This window comes from Thermomonas sp. (genome assembly GCF_046293095.1).
Classification (GTDB): Bacteria; Pseudomonadota; Gammaproteobacteria; order Xanthomonadales; family Xanthomonadaceae; genus Thermomonas.
In genome coordinates this window covers 12515-35964 of record NZ_JBKBPN010000003.1, presented here as the reverse complement: position 1 = coordinate 35964, position 23450 = coordinate 12515, and the positions used below count along the sequence as shown (strand labels likewise).

Annotated in this window: 30 protein-coding genes; 7 read left to right on the top strand and 23 right to left on the bottom strand. The window is 69.2% G+C overall.

What is annotated here, in order from left to right:
• Nucleotides 1–28 precede the first annotated feature (28 nt).
• From ACK4SG_RS06260 to ACK4SG_RS06240, 5 genes are read left to right on the top strand one after another with little or no spacing between them, the layout of a single operon-like run.
• Nucleotides 29–1159 (top strand): PilT/PilU family type 4a pilus ATPase, encoded by a 1131-nt coding sequence (locus tag ACK4SG_RS06260; protein WP_409600835.1) that lies wholly within the window; start codon nt 29–31, stop codon nt 1157–1159.
• 43 nt (nt 1160–1202) lie between these two features.
• Nucleotides 1203–1769 (top strand): YqgE/AlgH family protein, encoded by a 567-nt coding sequence (locus ACK4SG_RS06255; protein WP_409600833.1) that lies wholly within the window; start codon nt 1203–1205, stop codon nt 1767–1769.
• Nucleotides 1766–2248, top strand: coding sequence for a Holliday junction resolvase RuvX (gene ruvX, locus ACK4SG_RS06250; RefSeq protein WP_409600831.1), 483 nt, complete (start codon nt 1766–1768; stop codon nt 2246–2248). Before ACK4SG_RS06255 ends, ruvX begins: the two co-directional genes overlap by 4 nt.
• Before the next feature lie 36 nt (nt 2249–2284).
• Complete coding sequence (locus tag ACK4SG_RS06245) at nt 2285–3211, top strand: aspartate carbamoyltransferase catalytic subunit (protein WP_409601337.1); 927 nt, start codon at nt 2285–2287, stop codon at nt 3209–3211.
• 31 nt (nt 3212–3242) lie between these two features.
• Nucleotides 3243–3626, top strand: a complete 384-nt coding sequence (locus ACK4SG_RS06240; RefSeq protein ID WP_409600829.1) for a YbjQ family protein — start codon at nt 3243–3245, stop codon at nt 3624–3626.
• A 53-nt stretch (nt 3627–3679) separates the two neighbouring features.
• On the opposite strand, the gene ACK4SG_RS06235 is transcribed toward ACK4SG_RS06240, so the two are convergent.
• From ACK4SG_RS06235 to ACK4SG_RS06175, 13 genes are all read right to left on the bottom strand, one after another.
• On the bottom strand, nt 3680–4303 hold the full coding sequence (locus tag ACK4SG_RS06235) for a DUF1294 domain-containing protein (protein ID WP_409600827.1): 624 nt from the start codon (nt 4301–4303) through the stop codon (nt 3680–3682).
• 4 nt (nt 4304–4307) lie between these two features.
• Entirely contained in the window at nt 4308–5669 is a 1362-nt protein-coding gene (mgtE, locus tag ACK4SG_RS06230; RefSeq protein WP_409600825.1) for a magnesium transporter, read from the bottom strand.
• Between the two features lie 114 nt (nt 5670–5783).
• Nucleotides 5784–7511 (bottom strand): phosphoenolpyruvate--protein phosphotransferase, encoded by a 1728-nt coding sequence (ptsP, locus tag ACK4SG_RS06225; RefSeq protein ID WP_409600823.1) that lies wholly within the window; start codon nt 7509–7511, stop codon nt 5784–5786.
• Nucleotides 7511–7780, bottom strand: a complete 270-nt coding sequence (locus tag ACK4SG_RS06220) for an HPr family phosphocarrier protein (protein WP_409600821.1) — start codon at nt 7778–7780, stop codon at nt 7511–7513. The genes ptsP and ACK4SG_RS06220 overlap by 1 nt, the downstream gene beginning before the upstream one ends.
• A gap of 39 nt (nt 7781–7819) precedes the next feature.
• Nucleotides 7820–8212, bottom strand: a complete 393-nt coding sequence (locus ACK4SG_RS06215) for a PTS sugar transporter subunit IIA (RefSeq protein WP_409600819.1) — start codon at nt 8210–8212, stop codon at nt 7820–7822.
• Nucleotides 8213–8264: 52 nt separating this feature from the next.
• Nucleotides 8265–9134, bottom strand: coding sequence for an RNase adapter RapZ (gene rapZ / locus ACK4SG_RS06210; protein ID WP_409600817.1), 870 nt, complete (start codon nt 9132–9134; stop codon nt 8265–8267).
• On the bottom strand, nt 9131–10087 hold the full coding sequence (gene hprK, locus ACK4SG_RS06205; protein WP_409600815.1) for an HPr(Ser) kinase/phosphatase: 957 nt from the start codon (nt 10085–10087) through the stop codon (nt 9131–9133). The genes rapZ and hprK overlap by 4 nt, the downstream gene beginning before the upstream one ends.
• Nucleotides 10088–10127: 40 nt before the next feature.
• The gene (gene hpf / locus ACK4SG_RS06200) at nt 10128–10454 is read right to left on the bottom strand and encodes a ribosome hibernation-promoting factor, HPF/YfiA family (RefSeq protein WP_409600813.1); all 327 of its coding nucleotides are present in this window, start codon (nt 10452–10454) and stop codon (nt 10128–10130) included.
• 466 nt (nt 10455–10920) lie between these two features.
• Nucleotides 10921–11640 (bottom strand): LPS export ABC transporter ATP-binding protein, encoded by a 720-nt coding sequence (lptB, locus tag ACK4SG_RS06195; protein ID WP_409600811.1) that lies wholly within the window; start codon nt 11638–11640, stop codon nt 10921–10923.
• A complete protein-coding gene (gene lptA, locus ACK4SG_RS06190; protein WP_409600809.1) occupies nt 11640–12155 on the bottom strand; it encodes a lipopolysaccharide transport periplasmic protein LptA in 516 nt (171 codons plus the stop codon). The genes lptB and lptA overlap by 1 nt, the downstream gene beginning before the upstream one ends.
• Nucleotides 12139–12693, bottom strand: coding sequence for an LPS export ABC transporter periplasmic protein LptC (gene lptC, locus ACK4SG_RS06185; protein ID WP_409600807.1), 555 nt, complete (start codon nt 12691–12693; stop codon nt 12139–12141). Before lptC ends, lptA begins: the two co-directional genes overlap by 17 nt.
• Nucleotides 12690–13235 carry a KdsC family phosphatase gene (locus ACK4SG_RS06180; RefSeq protein ID WP_409600805.1) on the bottom strand — a complete coding sequence of 182 codons (546 nt, stop codon included), beginning with the start codon at nt 13233–13235 and terminating at the stop codon, nt 12690–12692. The genes lptC and ACK4SG_RS06180 overlap by 4 nt, the downstream gene beginning before the upstream one ends.
• Nucleotides 13235–14221: a KpsF/GutQ family sugar-phosphate isomerase gene (locus tag ACK4SG_RS06175; RefSeq protein WP_409600803.1), complete on the bottom strand. Its 987-nt coding sequence runs from the start codon at nt 14219–14221 to the stop codon at nt 13235–13237. Before ACK4SG_RS06175 ends, ACK4SG_RS06180 begins: the two co-directional genes overlap by 1 nt.
• A 67-nt stretch (nt 14222–14288) precedes the next feature.
• Here ACK4SG_RS06175 and ACK4SG_RS06170 point away from each other — a divergent pair, with 67 nt between their 5' ends.
• Nucleotides 14289–14522 (top strand): BolA family protein, encoded by a 234-nt coding sequence (locus tag ACK4SG_RS06170; RefSeq protein ID WP_409600801.1) that lies wholly within the window; start codon nt 14289–14291, stop codon nt 14520–14522.
• On the top strand, nt 14522–15793 hold the full coding sequence (gene murA, locus ACK4SG_RS06165; protein ID WP_409600799.1) for a UDP-N-acetylglucosamine 1-carboxyvinyltransferase: 1272 nt from the start codon (nt 14522–14524) through the stop codon (nt 15791–15793). Before ACK4SG_RS06170 ends, murA begins: the two co-directional genes overlap by 1 nt.
• A 19-nt stretch (nt 15794–15812) precedes the next feature.
• On the opposite strand, the gene ACK4SG_RS06160 is transcribed toward murA, so the two are convergent.
• From ACK4SG_RS06160 to ftsH, 10 genes are all read right to left on the bottom strand, one after another.
• Nucleotides 15813–16235, bottom strand: a complete 423-nt coding sequence (locus ACK4SG_RS06160) for a hypothetical protein (RefSeq protein ID WP_409600797.1) — start codon at nt 16233–16235, stop codon at nt 15813–15815.
• Nucleotides 16236–16297: 62 nt separating this feature from the next.
• Nucleotides 16298–16780: a cupin domain-containing protein gene (locus ACK4SG_RS06155; protein WP_409600795.1), complete on the bottom strand. Its 483-nt coding sequence runs from the start codon at nt 16778–16780 to the stop codon at nt 16298–16300.
• A 34-nt stretch (nt 16781–16814) separates the two neighbouring features.
• The gene (locus ACK4SG_RS06150) at nt 16815–17210 is read right to left on the bottom strand and encodes an ACT domain-containing protein (protein WP_409600793.1); all 396 of its coding nucleotides are present in this window, start codon (nt 17208–17210) and stop codon (nt 16815–16817) included.
• 14 nt (nt 17211–17224) lie between these two features.
• The gene (locus ACK4SG_RS06145; protein ID WP_409600791.1) at nt 17225–17359 is read right to left on the bottom strand and encodes a hypothetical protein; all 135 of its coding nucleotides are present in this window, start codon (nt 17357–17359) and stop codon (nt 17225–17227) included.
• A complete protein-coding gene (locus tag ACK4SG_RS06140; RefSeq protein WP_409600789.1) occupies nt 17349–17570 on the bottom strand; it encodes a hypothetical protein in 222 nt (73 codons plus the stop codon). Before ACK4SG_RS06140 ends, ACK4SG_RS06145 begins: the two co-directional genes overlap by 11 nt.
• An 8-nt stretch (nt 17571–17578) precedes the next feature.
• Nucleotides 17579–17965: an MAPEG family protein gene (locus ACK4SG_RS06135; RefSeq protein ID WP_409600787.1), complete on the bottom strand. Its 387-nt coding sequence runs from the start codon at nt 17963–17965 to the stop codon at nt 17579–17581.
• 52 nt (nt 17966–18017) lie between these two features.
• Complete coding sequence (locus ACK4SG_RS06130) at nt 18018–18368, bottom strand: YrdB family protein (protein ID WP_409600785.1); 351 nt, start codon at nt 18366–18368, stop codon at nt 18018–18020.
• A 72-nt stretch (nt 18369–18440) separates the two neighbouring features.
• Nucleotides 18441–20147: a cation:proton antiporter gene (locus ACK4SG_RS06125; RefSeq protein ID WP_409600783.1), complete on the bottom strand. Its 1707-nt coding sequence runs from the start codon at nt 20145–20147 to the stop codon at nt 18441–18443.
• Nucleotides 20148–20322: 175 nt separating this feature from the next.
• On the bottom strand, nt 20323–21351 hold the full coding sequence (locus tag ACK4SG_RS06120) for an HPF/RaiA family ribosome-associated protein (protein WP_409600781.1): 1029 nt from the start codon (nt 21349–21351) through the stop codon (nt 20323–20325).
• A gap of 34 nt (nt 21352–21385) precedes the next feature.
• Entirely contained in the window at nt 21386–23230 is a 1845-nt protein-coding gene (gene ftsH / locus ACK4SG_RS06115; RefSeq protein WP_409600779.1) for an ATP-dependent zinc metalloprotease FtsH, read from the bottom strand.
• Nucleotides 23231–23450: the final 220 nt, after the last annotated feature.

Here is a 23450-nt window from a genome sequence, read left to right as displayed (position 1 = left end):
ACGCGCCAAGGACATCGGAGCATCCCGGATGAGCAACATCGACTTCACCTCGTTCCTCAAACTGATGGCGCACCAGAAGGCGTCGGACCTGTTCATCACCGCCGGTATGCCGCCGTCGATGAAAGTCAATGGCAAGATCAGCCCGATCACCCAGAACCCGCTGACGCCGCAGCAGTCGCGCGACCTGGTGTTGAACGTGATGAACCCGCAGCAGCGCGAGGAGTTCGAAAAAACCCACGAGTGCAACTTCGCCATCGGCGTGGCCGGCGTGGGCCGCTTCCGCGTCAGCTGCTTCTACCAGCGCAATCAGGTGGGCATGGTGCTGCGCCGGATCGAGACGCGCATCCCGACGGTGGAAGAGCTCAGCCTGCCGCCGATCATCAAGACGCTGGCGATGACCAAGCGCGGCATCATCATCTTCGTGGGCGCCACCGGCACGGGTAAATCGACCTCGCTGGCAGCGATGATCGGCTACCGCAACGCCAACTCGACCGGCCACATCATCACCATCGAGGATCCGATCGAATTCGTGCACAAGCACGATGGCTGCATCATCACCCAGCGTGAGGTCGGCATCGATACCGACAGCTGGGAGAACGCGCTGAAGAACACCCTGCGCCAGGCACCGGACGTGATCATGATCGGCGAGGTGCGCACCCGCGAGGGTATGGACCACGCGATCGCCTTCGCGGAGACGGGCCATCTGGTGCTGTGCACCCTGCACGCCAACAACGCCAACCAGGCGATGGACCGCATCATCAACTTCTTCCCGGAAGATCGTCGCAGCCAGCTGCTGATGGATCTGTCGCTGAACCTCAAGGGCGTGGTCGCGCAGCAGCTGATCCCGACGCCGGACGGCAAGGCGCGCCGGGTGGCGATGGAGATCCTGCTGGGCACGCCGCTGGTGCAGGACTACATCCGCGATGGCGAGATCCACAAGCTCAAGGAAGTGATGAAGGAGTCGGTCCAGCTGGGCATGAAGACCTTCGACCAGAGCCTGTTCGAGCTCTACCAGGCCGGCGAGATCAGCTACGAGGACGCGCTGCGCTACGCCGATTCCGCCAACGAGGTGCGCTTGCGCATCAAGCTGGCGCAGGGAGGGGACGCCCGCACCCTGTCCCAGGGCCTGGACGGCGTGGAGATTGCCGAGGTGCGCTGAAGGGCCCGGCCGGCGCGGGCGGCGCCACGCTAGAATGCGTGGCATGAACGAGCATGGCCAACGCTTCGGCAACCACCTGCTGGTCGCGCTGCCGTCGCTGCGCGACCCGTATTTCGAGCGCAGCGTCACCCTGATCTGCCAGCACGACAGTGAAGGGGCGATGGGGGTGATGGTCAATCGCCCGTCCGAGTACACCCTCGGCGATGTATTCCGCCAGATGGGCATCGCCAGCGACGATGCCGGCCTGCAGGCGCAGGCGGTGCTGTCCGGTGGCCCGGTCCACCCCGAGCGCGGTTTCGTGCTGCACGACGGCGACCGCGCCTACGATTCCAGCCTGGCCGTGGCCGACGGCCTGTACCTGACCACCTCCCGCGACGTGCTGGAAGCGATGGCGCGCGGCGAGGGCCCGCGCCGCGCGCTGGTGGCGCTGGGCTGCGCGGGCTGGGGCGAGGGCCAGTTGGAGCAGGAGCTGGTGGACGACAGTTGGCTGCTGGTTCCAAGCCGGGACGACATCCTGTTCCAGCTGCCGATGGCGCAGCGCTGGCAGGCGGCAGCCGGCAGCATCGGCATCGACCTGCTCAACCACGCCAGCCACAGCGGGCACGCATGAGCGCGGGCCCTGACGCCGCCACCCCGGCCATCCGCGCCGACGGTACCGTGCTGGGCTTCGACGTCGGCATGCGGCGCATCGGCGTGGCGGTGGGCAACGCGCTCACCGGCAACGCCAGCGCGGTCGCGGTGGTCGATGTGCATGCCGCCGGACCGGACTGGGCACACGTGGACCGGTTGCTGCGCGAATGGCGACCTGACGGCCTGGTGGTCGGCGATCCGATGACGCTGGACGGCGGCGACCAGCCGATCCGCAAGGCCGCCCGTGCCTTCGCCGCGGCGCTGCGCCAGCGCGCCCGGCTGCCGGTGGTGATGATCGACGAGCGCAACAGTTCCCAAGAGGCCGCGCGCCGCTTCGCCGCCGCCCGCGCCGACGGCCGCCGCAAGCGCCGTGACGCCGAGGTGCTGGACGCGGTGGCCGCGGCCGTCATCGTGGAGCGCTGGCTGTCCTCGCCGCGCGACGCCCAGTCCCTGGCCTGATCTTTTCCCTTCCAAGACACCCTGACCCCCATGCACCTGCACCCCGACGCCGACGGCCGTCTTCCCCATCTGCTGGACCTGTCGCGCCTGTCTGCGGCGCGGATTGACGCGCTGTTGCGTCGCGCCCAGGCCTTCGCCGAGGGCGCACAGGCGCCCGACGCGCTGGCGGGCGTGGCCGTGTGCACGCTGTTCTTCGAGCCGTCCACCCGCACCCGCCTGAGCTTCCAGCTGGCGGCGCAGCGGTTGGGCGCGCACATCCTCAACTTCGATGCCTCCACCTCGTCCGCCACCAAAGGCGAGACCGACCTCGACACCTTCCGCACCATCCAGGCGATGGGCGTGCGCGGTTTCGTGGTGCGGCACAAGGGCGACGGCGCAGTGGCCGCACTGGCCGAGGCGGCGAACCCCGGCGTGGCGGTGCTGAATGCCGGCGACGGTCGCAGCCACCATCCCACCCAGGGCCTGCTGGACATGCTGACCCTGCGCCAGGCCAAGGGCGATGATTTCTCGAAGCTCAAGGTGGTGATCGTCGGCGACGTGAAGCACTCGCGGGTGGCCCGCAGCGACCTGCACGCCCTGCGCGCGCTGGGCTGCGGCGAGATCCGGGTGTGCGGCCCCGCGGCACTGCTGCCGGATGACGGCACCCTGGCCGGCTGCGTGGTCACCCACGATTTCGATGCTGCGCTGGACGGCGTGGACGCCGCGATGATGTTGCGCCTGCAGCGCGAGCGCATGGCCGAAGGCCTGGTTGCTTCGCTGGACGACTATCACCGCGAATACGGCCTCACTGCCGCCCGCCTGCGCCGCGCCGCGCCGGACGCCATTGTCATGCACCCCGGCCCGATGAACCGCGGCGTGGAGATCGCCGACGACGTTGCCGACGGCCCGCAGTCGCGCGTGCTGGCGCAGGTCGCCAACGGCGTGGCGGTGCGCATGGCGGCATTGGAAGCGCTGTTGGCCTGAATCTTCCTCCCCACGGTGCCCGGAGGGCGCGATGACCGATCCCTACAACACTGGGCCTGTCCGTTCCGCGCCCCCCGCGCTGGGCGACGCCATGGTGACCACCGCGCAGGCACTGCCGGGCTACCGCATCGTGCGCAGCCTGGGGCTGGTGCGCGGGATTACCGTGCGCTCGCGCTCGATCGTCGGCAACTTCTTCGGCGGGCTGCAGTCGCTGTTCGGCGGCAACATCACGATCTACACCGACCTGTGCGAGCAGGCCCGCGACGAGACCTACCGCGACATGGTCCGGCACGCCCGCGCGCTGGGGGCCAACGCGATCATCGCCGTGCGCTATGACGCCACCGAACTGATGGCCGGCCTCACCGAAGTACTGTGCTACGGCACGGCCGTCGTGGTGGAGCCCGATGGCCACTGAGTCCGTCGCGCCTGTGCGGTGAAGGTGGCGCAGCGCCACCACGCGCAGGTGCGTCACCCTGCGATGGAGACGCGCATCAGCAGCAGGGCAATTCCGGCGAAGTTGAACAGGGCCGCGGCAAGGAAGGTCAGCTGGTAGCGCTGCTTGCGGGATTTGTGCCGCAGCACGCGCTGCGCCAGCCAGGCAGCGGGCCAGCCGCCCAGCAGTTCCAGCAGATGCAGCGTGGCCTCGGGCGTGCGCCTCGCCTGCGCCTGCGCGGCGCGCTTGTCGATCCAGTAGGCGAGGAAGGTGACCACGTTCACTATCAGCAGACCCGCTGGCAACAGCGCCGGGAGCCGGTCCCGCCACGCCGCCCACGCAATCAGCCCGCCCAGCAACGCCAGGAGGAAGGGCGGTAGCCAGATGAACGGTGCGCCACGATCACGCGGGTGGCCGGCGGCCGCGCGCACCTGCCGATGGGCGACGGACACCGCGCGGGCCACGTCCACCGCGCGCCAGCGGCCGTCCGGCTGGCGTTCCGGTACGAAACGCAGGAGTTCCCCCACCTCGGGGCGGCGCCCCATCCGCCGATATTCGTGGATGTGCAGGAAGTAGCGCTGCCCCGGGGCAGCGATGGCGACGATGAACCCGTAGCCGCGGGCGTCGTTCCACTCGACCAGTTTGCCCAGGCAGCCCATGCACTCAGTGCAGCAGCAGCAGCGTGGCCAGGCCCAGGAAGGTGAAGAAGCCCATCACGTCGGTGACGGTGGTCAGGAAGATGCTGCTGGCCAGCGCCGGGTCATAGCCCAAGCGCTTGAGCGTCACTGGTACCAGCACGCCGGCCAGCGCGGCAAACAGCAGGTTGCAGGTCAGGGCGACGGCGATGACCAGTGCCAGGCCCAAGTCATGGAACCACAGCAAAACCACCAGGGCCAGGACCAGGCCCAGCCCCAGCCCGTTGAGCAGCGCGACGCGTGCCTCTTTCCACAGCAGCGGGCGGATGTTGGCCGCACCGACCTGGCCCAGGGCCAGGCCACGCACCATCAGTGCCAGCACCTGGGTCCCGGCATTGCCGCCCATCCCGGCCACGATCGGCATCAGGACCGCCAGGGCCGTCAGGGCGTGGATGGTGTCCTCGAACTGGCCGACCACGCTGGCGGCCAGGAAGGCCGTGGCCAGGTTGATGCCCAACCACAGCATGCGTCGGCGGGTGGCACGCCAGACCGGGCTGAACAGGTCTTCGTCCTCGTCCAGGCCGGCTGCGCCCAGTGCCTGGTGTTCGGCCTGTTCGCGGATGATGTCCACCACGTCGTCGATGGTGATGCGGCCCAGCAGGACGTTGTTGTCATCGACCACCGGCGCCGAGATCCAGTCGTGGTCGGAGAACTTGCGGGCCACGTCTTCCGCCGGTTCGTTGACCCGGATCGCGGTCAGGTTGTCGTCGATCAGCCGGTTGATCGGCGTGCCGGGGTCGTGGGTCACCAGGTCCTGCAGCGCCACCCAGCCGATCAGGTGGTGGCGGCGGTTGACCACGTACAGGTGGTCGGTATGGTCGGGCAGCTCGCCGCGCAGGCGCAGGTAGCGCAGCACCACGTCCACGGTGGTGTCGGCGCGCACCGTCACCACATCGGGGTTCATCAGGCGGCCCGCGCTGTCCTCCTCGTAGGACAGCACCTGCTCCAGGCGCTCGCGGTTCTCGCGGTCCATCGACTTCAGGACTTCATCGATGACCGTATCCGGCAGGTCTTCCACCAGGTCGGCAAGGTCGTCGATGTCGAGGTCGGAGGCAGCGGCGACGAGTTCGTCGTCGTCCATGTCCGCGATTAGCGACTCGCGGACTTCCTCGCCCACATGGACCAGGACTTCGCCGTCGTCCTCGGGATCGACCAGGCCCCACACCACCTTGCGCTTGGCCGGCGGCAGCGATTCCAGCAGGTTGCCGATCTCCGCCGGCGACAGCGTGTTGATCAACCGCTTCACCGGCCCCAGCCTGCCGCTGTCCAGCGCGTCGCTGAGCAGGCGCAGCTGGCGTGCGGTCTTGTCGTGGCGAATCGCTTCGGCCATGCGGGCTTCCGGCTGGAGGGTGGGCACGCAGCGCGTTGCGATACGCAGGCCCGGGTCAGGCGTTCATGTGGCGCCATTATCGCCCGCGTGGCAGGCGTTGCCCACCCCGAACGTTCAGACGGTGCTTGGCGCCCGGTCTGCCAGCCAGCGGGCGATGCCATCCTGGTGGCGTGCACGCAGCAGGGCCGGCGCGGCAGCGCGCAGCTGGCCCAGGTCGCAGCTGCGGATCGCGCGGCGCACGTCCAGCAACGTGGCCGGGTGCAGGCTCAGTTCGGTCAGGCCCAGCGCCAGCAGCAGCGGCACGAACGCCGGATCGGCGGCGATCTCGCCGCAGACGGTGACCGGCTTGCCGCGGCGCTGGCCGATGCGGACCACGTCGCGCAGCACGCGCAATACCGCCGGGTGCAGCGGCGAGTACAGGCCATCCAATGCTTCGTTGGTGCGGTCCGCGGCCAGCAGGTACTGCACCAGGTCGTTGGTGCCGATGGACAGGAAATCGCACTGATCGATGAACGACGGCAGCGCCAGCGCTGCGGCCGGCACCTCGATCATCGCCCCCAGTGCCAGCTGCGGCGAGGTTTCCTTGCCCTCGGCGCGCAGCTCGCGCAGCACCACGTCCAGCGCCTGCCGGACCGCGCGGACTTCCTCGCCGCAGGTGATCATGGGCACCAGCACCCGCACCGGGCCATAGCCGGAGGCGCGGGCGATGGCGCGCAGCTGGGTGTGCAGCAGGTCGTGTCGCGCCAGCGACAGGCGCACGCCGCGCAGGCCCAGCGCGGGGTTGGGTTCGTCGCGCAGCGCCAGCCCGGTCTTGTCGGCCTTGTCCGCGCCCAGATCCAGCGTGCGGATGGTGACGGTGCGGCCGGTCATCGCCAGCACAGCGTCGCGGTAGGCGCGGAACTGCGCCTCCTCGTCGGGCAGCGTGCTGGTGCCCAGGAACAGGAATTCGGTGCGGTACAGGCCGACGCCGGCGGCGCCCAGCGCATGCGCCTCGGTGACGTCACCGCGCGACTCCGCGTTGGCCCACAACTTGATGTCCACGCCGTCCAAGGTGCGGGTGGGTTCGCGCCGCAGGCGGTTGAGCTGGCGCCGTTCGCGCTTGGTCTCGGCAACGCGGCGGTGGTGCTCGCGCAGGTCGGCGGCGTTGGGCTCCAGCACCACCAGGCCGCTGGCGCCATCGATCACCAGCACGTCGCCGTCGTTGATCTTCTGCAGCGCCTGCGCCGCGCCCACCACCAGCGGCAGGTGCAGGCTGCGGGCCAGGATCGCGCTGTGCGAGAGCGGGCTGCCGCCGGCGGTGACCACGCCCACTACGCCTTGCGCCTGCAGTTGCGCCAGTTCGGCAGGGGCGACGCTGTCGGTGACGAGGATTTCGCCGGAGGCACCCTGCAGATCGGCGCGGCGGCGGTGCAGCGCGGCGTGCAGGCGCCCGATCACCTGGTCGATGTCGTCGATGCGGCTGCGCAGGTAGGCATCGTCCATGCCTTCGAACACCGCGGCAATGCGGTTGCGCTGCAGGCGCAGGGCATAGTCGGCGGTATACAGGCCGGTGCGGATCAGCGCATCGATGCCGGACAGCAATTCGGGGTCGTCCAGCAGCAGCGCATGGAGATCGAGGAATTCGCCGATCTCGTGGGCCAGCGCCCCGTGCAGGCGCTCGCGCAGGTCGCGCATCTCGGCACGTACCGCGGCCACGGCGTCATGGAAGCGGGTCAGCTCGGCATCCACCTCCGCCGGCGTGATCCGGGCCTCTTCGATGTCCAGTGCGTGCGGCAGGCGCACGCGGGCCCGTCCAAGCGCGCTGCCACGGGCGGCGGCGGTGCCGGACAGGACTTGGCGCATCAGCTGTCCTCGTCGAAGCGACGTTCGAACAGTGCCGTTACCGCATCGGCGGCGGCCTGCTCGTCCTCGCCGTCCACCCGCAGCACCACCTCGGCGCCCGGCCCGGCGGCCAACAGCATGACGCCCATGATGCTCTTGGCGTTGACCTCGCGGCCGCGCGCCTCCAGCGTGGCCTGGCAGGGATAGCCCGACAGGAGCTGCACCAGCTTGGCGGTGGCGCGGGCATGCAGGCCCAGGCGATTGGTCACGCGCAGTTCGCGCCGGATCATGTGGCGTCTCCCCGGGGCGGCCGGCGGTGGGCGGTGGGTTCAGGCGTCATCGACGATCGCCCCGTTGCGCGCGCCGGCAGCGGCGACCGCCGGCAGGTCGTCCAGCGGCAGTTCCGCGTAGTTCATCACCCGCAGCAGCATCGGCAGGCTCAGTGCCGACACCCGTCGCGCCGGCGTGCCCAGGCGTGCCAGGCGCGCGGCGATGTTGGCCGGGGTGGCGCCGTACAGGTCGGTCAGCAGCAGCACGCCGTGGCCGCCGTCCACGCGCCGCATCGCCGCGCTGGCCTGCGGCAGCAGGGCAGCGGGATCGGCGTCGAACGGTACTTCGAACGCTTCGCAGGCCAGCGGCAGCTTGCGCAGCAGGCGCGTGGCCACCGCCAGCAGGGCGCTGCCGATGCCTTCGTGGGTGATGAGGAGAATGCCGACGGACATAGCCTGCAAACTTAGCAGACGCGGGCGATCCCGCGGAAGCGCCGGCGCGGGGTCAGTCGATCTCGCGATGGTGCACCGTCACTTCCGCCCAGCCGGTGGCGCGGCAGTGCCGGGCCATGCGCTCCGCCAGGTAGACCGAGCGGTGGCGTCCGCCGCTGCAGCCGAAGGCCACGGTGACATAGTTGCGCGTGTCCGAGCGCAGTTTGGGCAGCCAGCTGTCCAGGAAGGCCTGCACCTGGTCGACGTAGGCCGCCACCTCGGGCTGGGCATCCAGGTGGTCGCGCACCTCGGGGTCCCGGCCGGAGAGCGGGCGCAGGCGCGCGTCCCAGTGCGGGTTGGGCAGCACCCGGGCGTCGAACACGAAATCCGCGTCGGGCGGCACGCCGTGGCGGTAGGCGAACGACTGGAACAGCAGCGACAGCCCGGTGCCGGACAGGCCGAACTCCGCCAGCACGCGGCGCCGCATCTGGTGGACGTTGAGGTCGCTGGTGTCGATGCGGATGTCGGCGATCTGGCGCAGCGGCTTCAGTGCCTGCCGGTCCAGCGAGATCGCATCCGCCAGCACCAGCCCCAGGTGGCTGAGCGGATGGCGGCGGCGGGTGTCGGCATAGCGGCGCAGGATCACCTCGTCGCGCGCCTCCAGATACAGCAGGCGGGGGTTGATACCGAGCGCGCCCACCTGCGAGAGCACCGCCGGCACTTCCGCCAGATCGCCCAGGCTGCGCGCGTCGATGACCACGGCGATCTTGGACGGTGCCGATTCACTGGCCTGCAGCAGGCGCACGAACGCCGGCAGCAGTTCCGCCGGCAGGTTGTCCACGCAGTAGTAGCCGAGATCCTCCAGCGTGTGCAGTGCGCCGGACTTGCCCGAGCCGGACATGCCGCTGACCACCAGCATGGTGGGTGTCTCGCGGGCGTTCATTGCGCAGCGCGCTCCAGGAAGTGGCTGTGGCGGGCCATGAACGCGGCCGCCGGGTCGATGCCCTTGCTGCGCAGGATGTGCATGCGGGTGGCGGCCTCGGTGAGCACCGCCAGGTTCCGGCCGGCCATCACCGGCAGGGTGATCATGGGCACGTCCAGGTCCAGCACGCGCCGGCTGCCGATGTCACCGGTCAAGCGCTCCATGCCGCTGGGGCTGGGCTCCAGCGAGGGCTTGCTGAGATGCACGATCAGGCGCAGGTACTTGTTGCGCTTGACCGCGGTGTCGCCGAACATCTGGCGGATGTTGAGCACGCCCAGGCCGCGCAGCTCCAGCATGTCCTGCAGCAGCTCCGGGCAGGTGCCGTCCAGCACGTCGGGGGCGATCTGGGTGAATTCAGGGGCGTCGTCGGCCACCAGCCGGTGGCCGCGCGTGACCAGTTCCAGCGCCAGCTCGCTCTTGCCAGAACCCGACTCGCCGGTGATCAGCACGCCGATCGAATAGATCTCCATGAAAACGCCGTGCAGGGTGATGCGCGGTGCCAGCCGGCGCGCCAGCATGTACTGGAGGTGGTTGAGCAGCTCGTGGCCGCGGCGCGGGGACACCCACAGCGGGGTGTCGGACTCCTCGGCGGCGATGCGCAGGTCTTCCGGGCACGCCTGGTTCTTGCTGATGACCAGCGCCAGCGGGCGGAAAGCGATGATCTTGTGGATGGTCTCCCAGCGCTGGCGGGCGTCCAGCCCGTCCAGCCATTCCAGCTCTTCGGAGCCGAGGATCTGCACCTTGTTGGGATAAATGGCATTGAGGTAGCCCGCCAGCGAGGGCCGGCGGGCCACCGTGTCCACCGCTTCCAGTACGCGCTGTTCGCCGGATGCCTGGCCCGCCAACCAGCGCAGACCCAACCGCTCCTGCTGGTTGGCGAACAGTTCGGCGGCGGTGATGCGGGCGGCGCTCATGGCCAGGCGCACATGGGAGGAAGACGGTGGGCGGGCATGATCAGTCCAGCGTCCCGCTCTTGACCAGGCTTTCGCCGCGGTGGTGGTCCACCTGCTTTTCCTTGTACTTGATCAGCTGCCGGTCCAGCTTGTCCACCAGCAGATCGATCGCGGCGTACATGTCCTGGCCGGTGGCGTCGGCGTGCAGTTTGCGGCCCGCCAGGGTGACGTTGGCCTCGGCCTTGTGCGCAGGCTTCTCCAGTCCCAGCTGCACGCGGATTTCGCAGTCGCCCTCGAAATGCCGTCCCAGCCGCTTGAAGCGGGTTTCCACGTAGCTGCGCAGGGCGGGCGTGACATCCATTTGCTGGCCGTAGGTTTCGATCTGCATGCTTGACCTCCTTCTGCTGAGGCCGCGGGCGGGGTGCCTGCGGCGGTGGGGCGCACCGGCGTTGCCGATGCGTACGCACGGGTGCCGTGCCGGAACGAGCAGTGCCCTGGAGTGCATCGTGGACGCACGCCGATCCGACAGCAGTTCTTCGGTCTCCAACGTATCCGTCCGCCGGGCATCCGACAAGGGCTGGCACGCGCGCGGACAAGGCCGGTCATCGACGCATCGGCCGCGTTCAGGGAGCCGGTTTGGGGTGATGCCGGCATCCAGGGCAGTGGCCGGTGCGCTCTTTGGCACAGGTTGCCGCTGCGCGGTCGTGGCGGGATGCGATGGCTGGTGCGGCAGGCGTTGCTCAGCCTCCGTGGCCGGATGTTGCCGGGCATCGTTAGCGAGGCGCTGCTTCATCGCCCCCAGCATAGCGCCGGGCGGCGTTAAGAACCGGTATCCCCGCGGCGGCGCGGGATGCTTACAGACGGAAGCTGTCGCCCAGGTAGACCCGGCGCACGTCGGGGTTTTCCAGCAGGTCGGCCGGCGCGCCCTGCGCCAATACACCGCCATCGGCAAGGATGTAGGCGCGGTCGCAGATGCCCAGCGTCTCGCGCACGTTGTGGTCGGTGATCAGCACCCCAATGCCGCGCTCTTTCAGATGACGGATGATGCGCTGGATCTCGTTCACCGAGATCGGGTCGACGCCGGCGAAGGGTTCGTCCAGCAGGATCATGCGCGGTTTGCCGGCCAGTGCGCGGGCGATTTCCACCCGGCGCCGCTCGCCGCCGGACAGGCTGGCACCCAGCTGTTCGGCGACATGGCCGATCTGCAGCTCGTCCAGCAGCGCGTTGAGCTCCGCCTCGCGGCCGTCCTCGTCCAGATCGGGGCGCAGCTCCAGCACCAGCCGGAGGTTGTCGGCCACGCTGAGCTTGCGGAACACCGATGCCTCCTGCGGCAGGTAGCCCAGCCCGAGCTTTGCGCGGGCGTACATCGGCTGGTCGGTGATATCCGTGCCGTCCAGCACGATGCGGCCGGCGTCGGCGGCCACCAGGCCGACGATCATGTAGAAGCAGGTGGTCTTGCCGGCGCCGTTGGGGCCCAGCAGGCCCACCACTTCGCCGGGGTTGAGCGTCAGCCCGAAGTCGCGCACGACCTCGCGCGACCGGTAGCGCTTGCGCAGCCCCTCCGCCAGAAGCATCAGGGTGACCCCTGGGCGCCGCCCTGCTTCGGCAGGATCCGCATCTTGACGCGGCCGCCGCCGTTGCCGCCGCTTTCCAGCTGGCCGGTCTTGAGGTTATAGACCACCCGTTCACCGACCAGACTGCCGCGGTTCTGGGTGATGGTGACGTTGCCGGTGAACACGATCACCTCGTTGCGCATGTCGTAGTCGACGTTCGCCGAACGCGCGTCGATCCTGTCGCCGTCGTCCATTTCCTGCTGCAGGGTCACGCCGCCGCTGAACTGCGCGCGGCTGGGCTTGCCCGCGACCTGCACCACCACCGCCTTCTCGGCGACGATGCGCAGCGTGCCCTGGGTGATGGTGGCGTTGCCGGTGAACGTGCAGGTGGCGTTCTCGCCCAGCCCGCAGTCGCTGCGCGCGGCCTCGATGTCCATCGGCTGGTTGCGGTCGGAGCTGCGTGCGCCCGCGCCACCGGTGGCGGCCAGCAGGGCCAGTGCCAGGGCGCCGGCGGCGAGTTCAGTCGTGCGGGACATAGTGGGTGCGTACCTGCGAAAGGAGCGAAACCTGCTGGCGGTTGAAATCCGCTTCCAGGCCGATGCCCCGCATTGTAAGTCCGGGACGGGTCACGGTGACGGCAGCCGTGGAGTTGGCGCGGTTGCGCTCCAGGTCCAGGGCCAGCCAGTCGGTGGTGATGCGGGTGGGTGGGGGCGCGTCCGGCGGGCTGTCCGCCACCACCTCGCCGCGCAGTTCCAGCTGGCTGCCATCGGCGGGGACGAAGCCGCGCTGCGCGCGCACATCCCAGTAGCGCCCCAGCCGATCCGGTACCAGGAAGCGGGGTGTGTCCAGGCGCATCGCGCGGTCGGCCGGGTCGCGCTGCAGCATGGGGCCGCGCAGGGTGAAGGACTCCCGGCCCTGCCTGTCCAGCGCGGTGATCTCGAAATCGCGCAGCACGTAGTCCGGGCGGGTGGTCAGCACCTGCTCGTCGGCCGGGTGTGCCATCCGCCAAACCGACCAGCCGCTGGCGATCGCGCCCAGCAGCAGGAGCAGGGTCAGGGCGAGCCGCCAGTTCATGGGTGTTCGCCGTGTGCCAGCAGCGCGTCCACCCGGCCCTGCGCATGCAGCAGCAGGTCGCAGGCGTCGCGCGCGGCGCCCTCGCCACCGCGCAGCGGGGTGATCCAGTGCGCGGCCGGTCGCACCCACGGGTGGGCATTGGCCGGGGCGATGGCCAGGCCCACGGCGCGCATGACGGCCAGATCAGGCAGGTCGTCGCCCATGAAAGCCGCTTCGTCCATGCCGATGCCCATCTCCGCGGCGATGCCGCGCATGCACTCCAGCTTGCTGCGCTCGCCGATGTGCAGGCGGGGCACCTTCAGCTCGCGGCCGCGGGCCAGGGTGACCGCGCTGCGGCGCGCGCTGACCAGCGCCACCTCGATGCCAGCCTTGCCCAGCAAGACCAGACCCAGGCCGTCCTGCACGTGGAAGCGCTTGCTCTCGCGCCCGTCGCTGTCGAAGGCCAGCCCGCCGTCGGTCAGGGTGCCGTCCACGTCGAAGCCGATCAGGCGGATGCGTGCGGCGCGTTCGAGTAGGTCGGCGGGGAAGTCGGGCATTGCCATCAGACCACCCGCGCACGCAGCAGGTCGTGGATGTTCAGCGCGCCAACCAGCCGGCCGTCTCTGTCGGTCACCAGCAAGGCGTTGATCTGATGGGCTTCCATCAGCTGTGCGGCTTCCACCGCCAGTGCATCGGCGCCAATGGTCTTGGGCGCGCGGGTCATCACTGCGTCGATGCGGGTGGAGCGCACGTCCACCCGCGCATCATCCAGGCTGCGGCGCAGATCACCATCGGTGTACAGGCCCAGCAGACGGTTGTCGCCGTCCACGATGGCGGTCATGCCCAGCCGCTTGCGGCTCATTTCCATCAGCGCCTCGCTGATGCTGGCCTCGGGCGTCACTTTCGGCACGTCGTCGCCGACGTGCATCACGTCGGTGATATGCAGCAGCAGGCGCCGGCCCAGCGCGCCGGCCGGGTGCGAACGGGCGAAGTCATCAGCGGTGAACCCACGCGCTTCCAGCAGGGCCACCGCCAGCGCATCGCCCATGGCCAGCGCTGCGGTAGTGCTGGCGGTGGGCGCCAGCCGCAAGGGGCAGGCTTCCTGCGGGACCGCCACGTCGAGATGGATGTCGGCTTCGCTGGCCAGGGTGGAGGTGGCGCGGCCGGTCATCGCGATCACCGGGTTTCCTTGCCGCTTCAGTGCCGGCAGCAGCAGCAGGATTTCATCGCTCTCGCCCGAGTACGACAGCGCCAGCACCACGTCGGCGTCGGTCACCATGCCCAGATCGCCGTGCGCGGCTTCGCCCGGATGCATGTAGAACGCCGGAGTGCCGGTGGAGGCCAGGGTGGCTGCGATCTTGCGCGCCACGTGGCCGGACTTGCCCATGCCGGTGCAAACCACCCGGCCGCGGCAGGCCAGCATGGCGCGGCAGGCATCGCTGAACGCGCCGTCGATGCGCGCGGCAACCGTTGCCAGCGCGTTGGCCTCCACGGCGAACACCCGCCGGCCGCTGGCGGCGAAATCGAAGCTGTCTGGCAGGGCGGGCATGGGCGGGGGCTCGGCGGGATTCCGCTAGACTTGGCCTTTCAGTTTACGACAGCCCCCCTGCCACGCCATGAACGCCGACACTATCCGCCAGCTGATCGAATCCGGCCTGCCCGGCGCCCGCGCCGAGGTGCGGGGCGACGACGGCGTCCATTTCGAGGCCACCGTGGTGTGCGCTGCCTTTGCCGGCAAGCTGCCGCTGGCGCGCCACCGGCTGGTCTACGCCACGTTGGGCGACCGCATGGGCGGGGAGATCCACGCCCTCCAGCTCAAGACCCTGACGCCCGAGGAGGCGGCCGCCTGATGCAGAAGATCGTGGTGGGTGGCGGCGCCTGCCTGATGGGCGAGGTCCGCATCTCCGGCGCCAAGAACGCGGTGCTGCCAATCCTGTGCGCCACCCTGCTGGCGGATACGCCGGTGCGGGTCACCAACGTGCCGCGCCTGCACGACGTGCTGACCACCGCCAAGCTGCTGGCTGGGCTGGGCGCGGGTGTCGTCCACGAAGGTGATGTGATGACGGTCGATCCGCGCAGCGTGAACAGCCACATCGCGCCCTACGAGCTGGTCAAGACCATGCGCGCCTCGGTGTTGGTGCTGGGGCCGCTGCTGGCGAGGCAAGGCGTGGCGGAGGTGTCATTGCCCGGCGGCTGCGCCATCGGCTCGCGCCCGGTGGACCTGCACATCAAGGGCCTGCAGGCACTGGGCGCGGAGATCGTGGTGGAGCACGGCTTCATCAAGGCGCGCAGTGCCGGCCGCCTGAAGGGCGCGCGCCACGTGTTCGAGCTGGTCAGCGTGGGCGCCACCGAGAACGTGCTGATGGCCGCCACGCTGGCGGAGGGCACCACGGTGCTGGAAAACGCGGCGATGGAGCCGGAGATCGTCGATCTGGCCGAGTGCCTGAACGCGATGGGCGCCCGCATCAGCGGACACGGCTCGTCGCGCATCGTGGTGGAGGGCGTGGAGCGGTTGCACGGCTGCACACACGCGGTGGTGGCCGACCGTATCGAATGCGGAACCTTCCTGGTCGCCGCCGCCATGACCGGCGGCCGCGTCACCGCCACCCACGCCCGCGCCGACACCATGGACGCGGTGCTGGACAAACTGCGCGAGGCTGGCGCGGAGGTCACCGTCGAGTCCACCGCCGATACGGGCGACCGCATCACCGTGGACATGCACGGCAAGCGCCCGCGCGCGGTCAATATCACCACCGCGCCGCATCCGGCGTTTCCCACCGACATGCAGGCCCAGTTCATGGCGCTGGACTGCATCGCCGAGGGCGTGGGCGTGGTGACCGAGACGATCTTCGAAAACCGCTTCATGCACGTCAACGAGCTGCTGCGCCTGGGCGCGGACATCCACGTGGACGGGCACACCGCGGTGGTGCGCGGCGTGGCCCAACTCAGCGGCGCACCGGTGATGGCCACCGACCTGCGCGCCTCGGCCTCGCTGATCCTGGCCGGGCTGGTGGCCGACGGCGAAACCACCATCGATCGCATCTACCACTTAGACCGCGGCTACGAGCACATCGAAGCCAAGCTGTCCGCTCTGGGGGCCAGCATCCGCCGCATCAACTGACGCGGCGGAACATTGCCGGTCAGCGCAGCACGCCGCGCGCTGCGGCGCGGCGTGCCAGAACCAGCAGACCGATCCCCACCAGCAGCACCAGCCCCTGCAGCGCCCACACCACGGGCGTAGTCAGCGCAACGCCGTTGGCCAGGACGAACAGGCCGATGTCCTGCGCCACGATGCCCAGCAGCGACAGCGCCAGCAGCGGCACCGCCCAGCGCCGTGCCAGCAGCAGCCCCACGCAGCCTGCCACCCCGCCGAACACCGCCGTCGCGGTGGCCGCCACCGCCCACGCCGGCCGCGCCGCGTACAGCGCCTGCTGTGCGGCCGGCAGCGCCGCGATATCGGCCGCGGTCAGCCGCAGGTCGCTGATGAACGCCGCGCAGCCCAGCAGGTTCCACAGCAGCGCCAGCCCCGCCCACACCCGCAATCCCCGTGTCGCCTGTTGCATGGTGGCCCTCCCCGGCCGATGGATGGCCGCACTCTACGCCCGCGGCGCGCGCCGTGCAGGCCTCACCAGGGCGTGCCGTCCTTGTGCAGGAAGCGCCAGGCGCCGTCCACGCGCACGGCTTCAAGATCATCGTCCGGATACGTCACCCGGTCGCCTGCCGTGCGTGACCCCACTTCCAGATAAACCACCGGCGCATCGCTGCGGTTGACCAGCTGATGGGCATCGCCGGTGCCTGCGCGGAAGCCGGCGCACATGCCCGGCGCCAGCGGAGTTTCACCTGAGTTGGTGATCAGCACCGGCGTGCCCCCCAGGATGTAAACGAACTCGTCCTGCACGGCATGCGCGTGACGCAGTGCCGACACCGCACCGGGCAGCAGGCAAGTCAGGTTCACGCCGAAATCGGCCAGCCCGAACACATCACCCAGCGCACGCTTCTCGCGGCCCTGCATGCGTGCTGCAAACGGCGGCGGATAGGCAGACGCAACTGTGCGCGGCGGCACGTCGGCGGCAATACAGGCAACAGGGGCAGGGGATTGATCTGGCATGGCGGGCTCCGTGACAAGCGTTGGGTGGCGGGGATCAGGCGACCTCGACATGCCCCGCAGCCGCCAGTACCGCCTGCGCGGTTGCCAGGGCTTCCGCCTTCACCAGCAGGTAGTCGGTGTCGAAGGTGCTGATTGCGAAGATGCCGATGCGCGCCGCCGCCAGCGGCGCCAGCAGCGCCGACAGGATGCCCACTTCGTCGAACGCGAACGGCCCGTGCAGGCGCAGTACGCGCCAGCCGCCTTCCACGCGATCGGCCGCCGGCATCCGGGCTTCCGGGCAGACCAGGGAGAGTTCGTCCGCGGTGCGCGAGATGGTGGAAAAGCCGGGCCCATCCAGCACGCCGGGCGGCACCGGGGCGGCCGGATCCAGCCGGGCGATGGCATAGGTGTCGGGCAGCAGCGAGTAGCGCAGCGGCATAGCGGTGTCCATCGAACGATCGGCGGTCAGAGGTAAAGCACGGCGAACAGGCCGCCGACCAGCGCCCCGCCCAGCGCGATGTCTGGCCGGATCGCGCGGCGATGGTCGCGCACGACGGCCCAGCGGGTGAACAACGGCCGGGCCGGTGGGTCAGGCCGCATCGGCATCATCGCGCCCGATGCGCCATGCCCATCGCGCGAGGACCAGCCCTGCCACCAGCGGCCCGCTGCCCAGCGCGCCGCCCAGTCCGCACAGGTTGCCGGCGTTGGCCGGTGCGCACAGCGCCCAGATTCCAAGGCTGCCGCCAACCAGCCAGCCGCCCACGCCCAGCGCCACCACCACGCGACGGACGGCCGCAGCGGAGAGGTGCATCGGGCGGCTCAGGCCAGCAGGTCGCGCACGGCGCCCACCAGCCCGGCCAGCAGCAGCGCCAGGATCGGCAGCATCGACAGCGCGAACCCTGGGCCGCGACGGGCCGGTGCCACGGTGTAACGGCGCCAGTAGACCAGCCGGCCCAGCAGGTAGATCGCGCCGACGCCCGCCACCCACGTCGCCGGCCAGTAGCGCGCGGCGATGTACAGCGACGGCAGGAACGCCACCAGCAGCTCGATGGTGTTCATCTGCACCCGGTAGGCGCGCTCGAACAGTTCGTGACCGCTGACTGCCGGGGCTTTGACCCCGTAGCGCCCGCGCGCCTGCCCCACCAGGATGCCGAACCAGACCAATTGCAGCAGAGCGAGCAGGGCGACCAGATCGACGTAGGGCATGGGTATTCCTCGGGACGGAAAGGCGCCGGTGGCCGGCGGTATGCGCTACAGGCTAGCGCGGTCCGGGCCGGCTTGTGTGGTGATTTCGATACGCCACCCAGCGCAAGCCTTCATGCAGCAACACTGCACCTGCCAACATCAACGCCCAGCGCGTGGCGCCGATCGCCGCCAATCCGGCGACTGCGGCCGCGAACAGTCCCAACTCAACTGCCAATCGAGCCCAGACGGGCATTGCAATCCGTGCGCGGGGGGACACACAGGCGGCCCACAACAGGGCTGCCCCCAGTGGCGCCAGGGTTGCCAGCAGGGTCGCACCCATGCGGGTCTGGCCGGCGTTTGCGCCCCAGAACGCCACTGCACCCAAAGCGGCGAGTTCCAGCAGAAACCGCAAGGCCTGCTGCATCGGAGACATGGTAGGCGCAGGAATGGTGCGATCCGCTCGTCGTGGGCTGGTCATGTGTTCCACCGCCACAGCTCAGATTGCCGCGTGCTGTTGCCCATCAACACGATGGCCGCTGCCCGTGATTGTGGCGTCCGGATGTCCGGGAAAGGCTTCCCGGCTCAATGCGGCCTCCGCCAGCGCCATGCCAACTGCTGCGGTTTCGAGGTAAACGCGGACACCGGGCTGAAGGCGCAGCTGCTCGGCATCGTGTTCATTGGCGCAGACGGCGATGACGGGGAGATCGGGGCGATGCCGGCGCACGGTTGCCACGGTGTGCTGTGCCGGGATCGGCTGACGGTAGGTCACAATCAGCAGGCGTGCCCGTTCTAGCCCTGCGGCCAGCAGACTGGCGGAACGGCTGGCATCGCCGTAGCACACCGGCGCGCCTGATGCCCGGGCGTCCTGCACTTGCGCGTCGCTGGCTTCCAGCAGCAGATGGGGGACCCCACGTTCGCGCAAGGCGTGACTGACCGCCAGCCCCAGCCGGCCGGCACCGCAGACGATGATGTGATCCTGCAACTGGCAGGCGTGTACGGCGATGTCGCTTTCCTCGGCCTGGGGCGGTTGCGCCAGCTGCGTGGTGCGAGTGAGCAGACCGGCCCAGCGTTCGTGCTGGCGGATCAGCAGCGGTGCGATCGCCATGCTCAGGACCAAGGCCACCAGGGCCGGCTGGGCGATGGCGGCGGGGATCAGCCGGTGCTGCAGTGCCATGCCCAGCAGCAGCAGGGCGAACTCGCCGCCGTGGCCGAGTGCGATTGCGGTGCGCCAGGCATCGACCGAGGACAGCCGGGCCGTGCGCAGGGCCAGGTAGTTCAGCCCCATTTTCAGCGGGATCAGTGCAGCCAGGCCGGCCAGGACCAGAAGCGGCGAGGCCACGATCCGGGTGGGGTCCAGCTGCAGGCCGAGGGTCACGAAAAACAGGCCCGAGAGCACGTCGCGGAACGGCTTGAGGTGCCGTTCCATGTGGTGGCGTGAGTCGCTCTCACCCAGCACCATGCCGGCCAGAAACGCGCCGAGCGCGGCGGAGACCCCGATGCTGTGGGCGGCAGCGGCGGCCGCGATGACCACACTCAGCGACACAAGTACGAAGCTTTCTTCGGACCCCTGTCGCGCCACCCAGGCCAGCAGTCCATGCAGAACGCGACGGGCCACCAGGGCCGCCACGACGAACAGGGCCAGCACGCCGGCGACCTCGCCAAGGATGCGTAACGGGCTGACCGCCTCGCCGCGCGCCCAGATGGCAAGCAATGCCAGCAGTGGCACGCTGGCCAGATCCTGGAACACCAGCACCGCGATGGCTGTTCGGCCGTGGCGGGTGGTCAGTTCGTCCTGCTCTGCCAATTGCCGGGCAACCAGTGCGGTCGAGGACATGGCCGCCGCTGCACCGAGCAGAGCCGACCCAACAGGCGGCAACCCCAGCCACCACAGTGCCAGCCCGACCGGGGTGGCCACCAGCAGCATCTGTAAGGATCCAGCCAGCAGCACAGTCCGGCGGGTCAGCCAGAAATGGCTGAGCGAGAACTCCAGGCCCACCATGAACAACAGCAGTGCCACGCCCAGCTCCGAGAGAAACGTCAACGCAGGACCCGGCACGATCCAGGCCAGCAGGGCCGGACCCAGCAGCACGCCCACGCCCAGATAGCCCAGCAAGGAGGGGATGTGCAGGCGGGCGGTCAGCAGAGCCGCAAAGCTGCAGGCGGCCATCAGGATCAGGGTTGGCGTCAGCAGATCGGCGTTCATGGCTCAGAGGTGATAGAACCCGGCATGCCGCCGGGCTGAGGGAAGCAAGTCTGGCAGAAAGTCAGATATCGCCGGCGTATAACGCGAAACCGGCCCGTATGGGCCGGAGTGCGCGCCGCCGATGCGACGCGTGCCATGCGCAGGTCATGCGGTGGCACGCGTTGAGATTGGCAGATTAGAAGCCCGCCTGGCGCAGATGCGCGTCGAAAAATGCGCGCGCATGCGCCAGCAGGTGCTCGGCGCGTGCCAGTTCCAGATCCAGCACGGCAGCGATGTCCGCCATTGCCAGCCGCTCCAGTTCGGCCAGCATCCAGACCCGGCGCCAGACGATGGGCAAGCCGACCAGCCGCCCCAGCCCATAGTCGCGGGCGCTGGTGTCGTCCGTGCGCGTTTCGTCGGTCTCGATGGCCGGCAAGGTGTCGTCGGCGACGATATCGCTGAGTTGCAACGCCTCGTCCGGCTGGTAGAACTCGTAGAGCTCTTCCTGCACCATGGCCTCGGCCTGATCGACGGCGTCCTGTTCGGGGCTGGATTGCAGCGACACGATTTCGCCGTGCCTGCGTCGCGCCTCGACCTCGGCATCCAACACCCGGAAGGCCTCGCGCAGCAGCTCGCGCAGCAGCGTCTCCGCCGGGCGATCGGCTTGCCCCTGCGTCAGCACGGCCAGCACGGCTTCATCCACCACGTCCTGCACGCTGGGGTCTTGCGAGGGCAGCTCCCCGCTGGCGCGCAGATAGGCCAGCTCGTGCCGCACGATCCGCGTAAGCTGCGGCAACAGCGGCTCGATGCCATGGCGGGTCTGCGTCTGAACCTGCTCCGGCACTGCGACCTGGGCTGCCTTGAGTTGGCGCAGCCGGGCCCGGCGTGCCTTGCGGCGGTAGTCCGCCTGGCCATGCAGCCGCTCCTTGTGCTTCTTCACCTCGCGCAGCAGGCGTTTTTCTGCCTCGGCAAGCGCGCTTTGGATGTCGATGGCCTCACCGTGGGCCACCAGGACATCCTTGCGCGGCAGGTGCAGGCGCAAGTGCGCGGTGCACTTGGCGGCGCCCTTGCTGTGATGCTTGACGGTGGCATGCAGATGCAGGTCACCGGGGTATCCGGCCAGCAGCGGCCCGAGGTGTTCACTTGCCCAGGCCTCGACGGCGGCCTGCAGGGATTGATGGGCGGCGTGGTCGCTGCCCTCGTGGGTCAGAGTGATCTTGAGCATGGTGCAATTCCTGTGTGGGAAAACGTGAGAAATGTCAGGCCTGCGGCCCGGAGTTTGACGCTGATGGCCGTACAAGGTCGACGGTCAGCCGCTGGATGTCCTGCTCGTCCAGTGTTTCCCGCGCCAGCAGCTCGCGCGCGCAGCGCTCCACCACCTCGCGGTTGGTTTGCAGAATGCGGAAGGCGTGCTCGAAGGCGTCCATCACGATGGCGCGGATCGCCGCGTCGATGCGTGCCTGGGTGGACTCGGCCACGCGGCAGCCGCCGGCCGCCAGCTCCGGCACATCCAGAAAGCGCGGCCGCTGCGCCTCGAAGGCGATGTAGCCCAGATCCTCGTCCATGCCGAAGCGGGTGATCATGTCGCGGGCGATGTCGGTGGCACGCGCCAGGTCGTCGGCGGCGCCGGTGGACAGCTCACTGAACACCAGTTTTTCCGCCGCACGCCCGCCCAAGAGCACGGCGATCTTGTGTTCTAGGTCGGCACGCGTCATCAGGAAGCGGTCCTCGGTGGGGCGCTGCAAGGTGTAACCTAGGGCGCCGATACCGCGCGGAATGATGGACACCTTGTGCACCGGGTCGGTGCCGGGCAGGGACAGCGCCACCAGCGCGTGGCCCATCTCGTGGTAGGCCACTGTCTCGCGCTCCTTCGGATTGAGCACGCGGCTCTTTTTCTCCAGTCCGGCGACAATGCGCTCGATGGCGGCGGTAAAGTCCTGCAGTTCAACCGCCTGCGCGCGGCGCCTGGTGGCGGCCAGCGCCGCCTCGTTGACCAGGTTGGCCAGATCGGCGCCGGAAAACCCGGTGGTCAGCGCCGCGACCTGTTCCAGATCGACATCTGCGGCCAGTTTGATCTTGCGCACGTGCACCTTGAGGATGTCCAGCCGGCCCTTTTTGTCGGGCCGGTCCACCAGCACCTGACGGTCGAAACGGCCGGCGCGCAGCAGCGCCGGGTCGAGGATCTCCGGCCGGTTGGTGGCCGCCAGGATGATCAGCCCGACCGAGCTGTCGAAGCCGTCCATTTCGGTCAGTAGCTGGTTGAGCGTATGCTCGCGCTCGTCGTGGCCACCCACGGGGCCACCGACGCCACGCGCACGGCCCAGCGCGTCGAGCTCGTCGATGAAGATGATGGCCGGCGCCTGGGCGCGTGCCTGCTCGAACAGGTCGCGCACGCGTGCCGCGCCCACGCCGACGAACATCTCAACGAACTCCGAGCCCGAGATGGAGAAGAAGGGCACGCCGGCCTCGCCCGCCACCGCCTTGGCCAGCAGCGTCTTGCCGGTGCCCGGCGGGCCCACCAGCAGCACGCCCTTGGGGATGTGCGCGCCCAGCCGCCCGTAGTCCTGCGGGTTCTTCAGGAACTCGACGATCTCCACCAGCTCCGCTTTGGCCTCGTCCACGCCGGCGACATCGGCAAAACTCACGCCGGTGTTCTTCTCCACGTACACCTTGGCGCGGCTTTTGCCGATGCTCAAAAAGCCACCCGCGCCTTGCTTTTCGGCAAAGCGGCGGAACAGTAAGAACCAGACACCAAAAAACGCCAGCGCCGGCAGCACCCACGACAGGATGTCGCGCAGCCAGGTGTTTTCCACCACCCGGGCGTAGGGTACCTTGTATTTCGACAGGCGCTCGGCCAGGTCTGGCTCGACGCGCGTGGCCACCAGCGTGGTTTTGCCGCGTGCGTCCGGGGCTTTCAGTTTGCCGGTGATCAGGCGATCCGATACCAGCACTTCGGCCACACGGCCTTGCGCCAGCGCTTTCTCGAACTCGCTATACGGCACCGGCTCGACCTGGGCAGCGGTCTGCCAGTAGCTTTGCAGCATCACGAGCGACAGCAGGGCAAACAACCAGTAGCCCAGATTCCATTGGTTTTTCCGTTCCATCCAGAACACTCCTGGCGGTCAGATTGCGTAGCTCCGTAGGGCGAAAAGGCGGCTGCCTTCGATGCGCTGCTGGTGAGGCAGGGCCTGCCGGGGCAAGCACACCCGCAGGCAGCGGGCTGCTTGGATATGGGAACGGGGAAAAGGAGCTTCAATGGGGCGAGTGTAAGTCGCCGTGGCAGCATATGCGCCGAAAGCCCGGAAGCTTCCGCCGCAAGCAGGC